At 38.3% G+C, this 4,016-nt stretch carries 2 protein-coding genes and 2 pseudogenes; all 4 read right to left on the bottom strand.

What is annotated here, in order from left to right; all coding sequences use genetic code 11:
* Positions 1-528, bottom strand: a pseudogene (locus tag CYO90_RS00700) (relaxase/mobilization nuclease domain-containing protein); the annotation flags it as partial.
* 1 nt (position 529) lies between these two features.
* Entirely contained in the window at positions 530-889 is a 360-nt protein-coding gene (gene mobC, locus CYO90_RS00695; protein ID WP_103578075.1) for a plasmid mobilization relaxosome protein MobC, read from the bottom strand.
* A gap of 198 nt (positions 890-1,087) precedes the next feature.
* Complete coding sequence (locus tag CYO90_RS00690; protein WP_103578074.1) at positions 1,088-2,098, bottom strand: replication initiation protein; 1,011 nt, start codon at positions 2,096-2,098, stop codon at positions 1,088-1,090.
* Positions 2,099-2,809: 711 nt separating this feature from the next.
* Positions 2,810-4,016 (bottom strand): annotated as a pseudogene (locus CYO90_RS10125) (hypothetical protein); the annotation flags it as partial.

Genomic DNA, 4,016 nt, shown 5'->3' with positions numbered 1-4,016 from the left:
TTCAAGCTCTTGGACATTTTGAAAAAGTGCTTTTTTCTTTCGGCTGCCTATTATGGTGCTTTCCCTAATTGGATCGTTTGGATCGCTTAGATCGTATTCGAGATTTATAATTTCTTTGAATGTATCGACCCTTGAAAGATCGGCTTTGTGATAGTATGGTTGGAGTGATTTAAGGCTTTGAAGTTCAATTTTAGGGATTACAAAATTAAGCTCGAGGTGGTTTTCTTTGTCGGTATGCTCTACCCAAAGAATATTAAAGTTTTTATCCCTTTCAAGCCCTGCCAAAAGCATTTTTTCAAATCTATCCATTATCTCGGTTTTTACTTCATCGGTTAGATTTTTCTCAGTAAAATTTAGGCTGCCAAAGGTTACCTTGTGCTTATACTCGATTGAATTAATTAAGGCTAGGGTTAGCTCTTTATCGCCCCTTAGCAGCTTTGCTGTGCCTTCTTGCACCCTATCATTTAACAAATAATAGACGCTGCCAACTCCGCCGCCCTTGTTATTCTCAAAAAACTTAACAAGCATATTAACCCTTTAGACGCTCTAAAAGGGCTTTAATTTCAACAATCTCTTTTAAAACAATGGTTGATACTACCCCTTGCTTATTTTCGTTTAAACGGCGCGCTATTTGGTTTAAATTGTTCCCTATGCGCCTAACTTGATCTACCAGGTCATATTTTGATCCGCTTATTTGTGCTAGCTCTTTGATTTTCTGCATTTTCTTGACCTGCTTTATTTGGTCTTGTTGGTTCAAAAAGATTTTTGATTTAACAAGTTGGCTAAAAGTTAGATTTGTTTCGCTCAAAATTTGGTTAATTTTTTCTTGCTCGACCTCGTTGAATTTTATTGATCGGACAAAAAATTTTTTCTCATTTTGCTCAGCCAAAATTGCTCCTTTTTAGCAGGGGTTCAAAGGGGGCTGCAAGCCCCTTTTGTGGGTCAAGGGCAAAGCCCCTTGCGAGCCTCAAGGAATACCGTTAGGTATTACCTTGAGTATGCTCGCCTAAAATAAAAATTAATACATTGGGGGAATTATAGCAGAAAAAAATGATTGAAACCTGAAATAAATTTGTCGAAACTCTGACTAAAAACCTAAGAAATTTTGTAGGTGTTTTATGCTCTCGAAAGTCATTTCGGTTATGTAGTCATCATCAGAATTTTTTAGCTTGGCTTTGATTTTATCCTGGTAATAATTTAGCTCAATAATTTTTAGGGTGTCATATTCTTGAGTGTTTGGATTTTTAACTCTGACGCTTTGGAAAAGGTAGGGTTTTAGCTCGTCGATTTTGTTTTGTTTTAAAGATCGCAGCCTCTCTTCTCTTTGGATATCTCTTGCAATAGTTGCTAGATTTCTTTCGTTCTCTTTCTCGTCCTTTTCAAGCTCCGAAACGGGCTGCGGTATAAAGCAAAACTCTAAGGCTTCTATAAATTTACCACTTTTTATTTTTCGCACCATAAGTCCTTTAAATGGTATCCTGCGTAAATCAAATAAGTTGCGTTCAGTGGATAACTGCTTGATAACTGGCTTTAGAATTTGTTGGTCTATGTTTGTTGCGCGGTAACTTTCGGGAATACCTAAAAGCTCGATAAAATCTTTATATTTTACGCGCCAAACCCCTGTTTGGCGGTATTGTTTTAAAAAGCGATAGATTGTTTTTGCATAAGTGCCGCTTAGATTTACAAACTCTTCAAGCTCAAAGCGCGTAAATTGTGGCATTGCCTTTAAATACCGCTCCCTAAATGCTTCTGAAACTTTGACGTTTAAAACTTCGCCGTTTTTATCATCGTAAATTTGTAGTCTTGGGAATATAACTTCTTGGGCTGTTGCGTTTTTATCGCTGTTTCGCTCATAAGTGTATTGAATTTTAAAATCTTGTAATACTCCCAAGCTACTTAAAAGATTAGCCCTATAACCGCCACCGTTATTAATGTCGGCTAGTTCAAATAGCTCTTTTGTGGGGATTGTAATGCCATCTTTTGTGTTTTCGTGGCGTATTTTGGCTAGGATTGTAAAAAGCACGTTGAGTTGTGTTTCTTTTAGAGAGCTGAAATTTACCTTGTTTAGTTCGTTTGAGTATTTAACAATTTCTTTCATAAGAAAATACCTTTTAAAATCTATTGCCCTATTATATAAAAAATAAGGCAATATGTAAAGATATTTATTGCTGTAAATTTATTGCCCTATTATATAAAAAATAAGGCAATATGTAAAGATATTTATTGCTGTAAATTTATTGCCCTATCAGCGTAAATTTATTGCCCTATCAGCGTAAATTTATTGCCCTATCTGCCGTAAATTTATTGCCTTATCAGCGTAAATTTATTGCCTTATGGTTTCGCTAGAGCCGTTCCCATCGTGGCTAGCACGACCCCTAAAAGATATAAAAGAGTTTATAAAAAGATGTTAAAACGCGCGCGCGAAAAAAAATCGACCACTTTTTTGAAAAAATCTGACTAAAAATTCGGACGCTTCAGCAGCGCTCAAATTGCTAGCGCAATTTTCGTCCGCGAGCTTTTACGCTTTGCATAGTCGCTACGCTCCGCAAAGCTCTAGCAATTATTGGGGAGATGATAAGGGGCTGTTTTGTTTAGTATAGAAAGAAACCAAAGGGCTGTCAATGCTCTTAAAGCCCCACTAGGGGGGCTAGGCTTATGAAGCCTTTGTAACTAGCAAACAAAGTGCTATAATTACAATTAAGAACATTAGGCGGTTCAAATTAACCACCTCCCTTCAGAGGTGAAATTTAAAGCCAGAGGTTGCGACCCTTTGGCTTTAACCTCTATCAAAATTATATCGAATTTGTGCTTACATTCGCATTCGTCTTGTGTTGTGGTGTTCCTCTATCTCGGCTTTAGGCTGCTCATAAACGTTCTGGCTCTGCTGCTGTTGTCTTTTCTCTTGCTCTCGATCGTTATTTGCTTCAATTCTGGTAGCTGTATCCCCAAGCGATTGTATAGCGGTTTGAATTGTGCTTGAAATTGCCCCACAAATTGATTGAGTAAGTTCGCGAAGTCCTGCAAGATGTCTTCTTGTCCGCTCTCTGCTCCACTCTCTAAAGCTCTCGATAGCTCCGCTAAGCCAAATTCTAAACTCTGCATTCTGCTCAATATGGCGTTTCTCTCTTGCTCTTGTGCTTCTAATAGCCTCTTCAAATTGTTGTTTAGCTCGCTCAATAGCTTCGCTTGACCTTCTCGCTCTTTCTCTATTTCGCTCAATAGTTGATCTGATAAGTTCTCGTAAAATTCTTTCTCGTTCATCGCTGCCCCTTATGATATTAACTTGCAAAGGATATAGCCCGCCGCCAAAAATACGACTGCGACTACTATTATCAAGGCTTGTTCCTTGTTCATATGTTCCAGCGTTTGGCTCAATGCTTTGTATAGGCGCGCTCTCTGCTCGTCCTTGTAGGTTGTTTTGATTTGTTTCTGCAAGTTCATATCGAACCTGACTTCGGTCATTATTGTTTGTAATAGCTCCTTTTTCGCGTTCCTGATCTCTTTCGTTGCTTCGTTCAATTCGTCCGTTATTTCTTTTGCTGCTTCGCTCAAATCGCTTGTTGTTTTCTCGAGCTTTGGCATCACATAATCGTTCAAGTTTTGCATAAAGCTCTCTAAGCCTTGGGACGCGGTTTGCGATACGCTCTCTTTGATACTCCCTAACTCTTGCTTCCACTCGTCCAAGTTCTGCCGCAAGGCTTTCAAAGTCTGTAAATCGCTCATTAAAAATTGCTCCTTTTAATCTTGTGGTTTTTTTTGCTTCAGGTAGTTTAATGCTGATGTATTCTTTGCTTATCTTTGGCACTTCTACGCCGTTTTCTCTTAGGTAGGCTATAACTTCATCTCGTGAGTTAAGATAGCGGCTTATAACCTGCTCTTTGATGATGTCTTCAAGCTCTTGGACATTTTGAAAAAGTGCTTTTTTCTTTCGGCTGCCTATTATGGTGCTTTCCCTAATTGGATCGTTTGGATCGCTTAGATCGTATTCGAGATTTATAATTTCTTTGAATGTATCG

This window comes from Campylobacter concisus (assembly GCF_002913745.1).
GTDB classification, from domain to species: Bacteria; Campylobacterota; Campylobacteria; order Campylobacterales; family Campylobacteraceae; genus Campylobacter_A; species Campylobacter_A concisus_R.
The sequence above is the reverse complement of the archived record's forward strand: the minus strand, read 5'-3'. Positions and strand labels throughout refer to the sequence as shown.

What these genes read in the sequence shown, in the direction of transcription:
- CYO90_RS00690 (WP_103578074.1), bottom strand. Translation starts at nt 2,098, where the DNA reads ATGAAAGAAATTGTTAAATACTCAAACGAACTAAACAAGGTAAATTTC.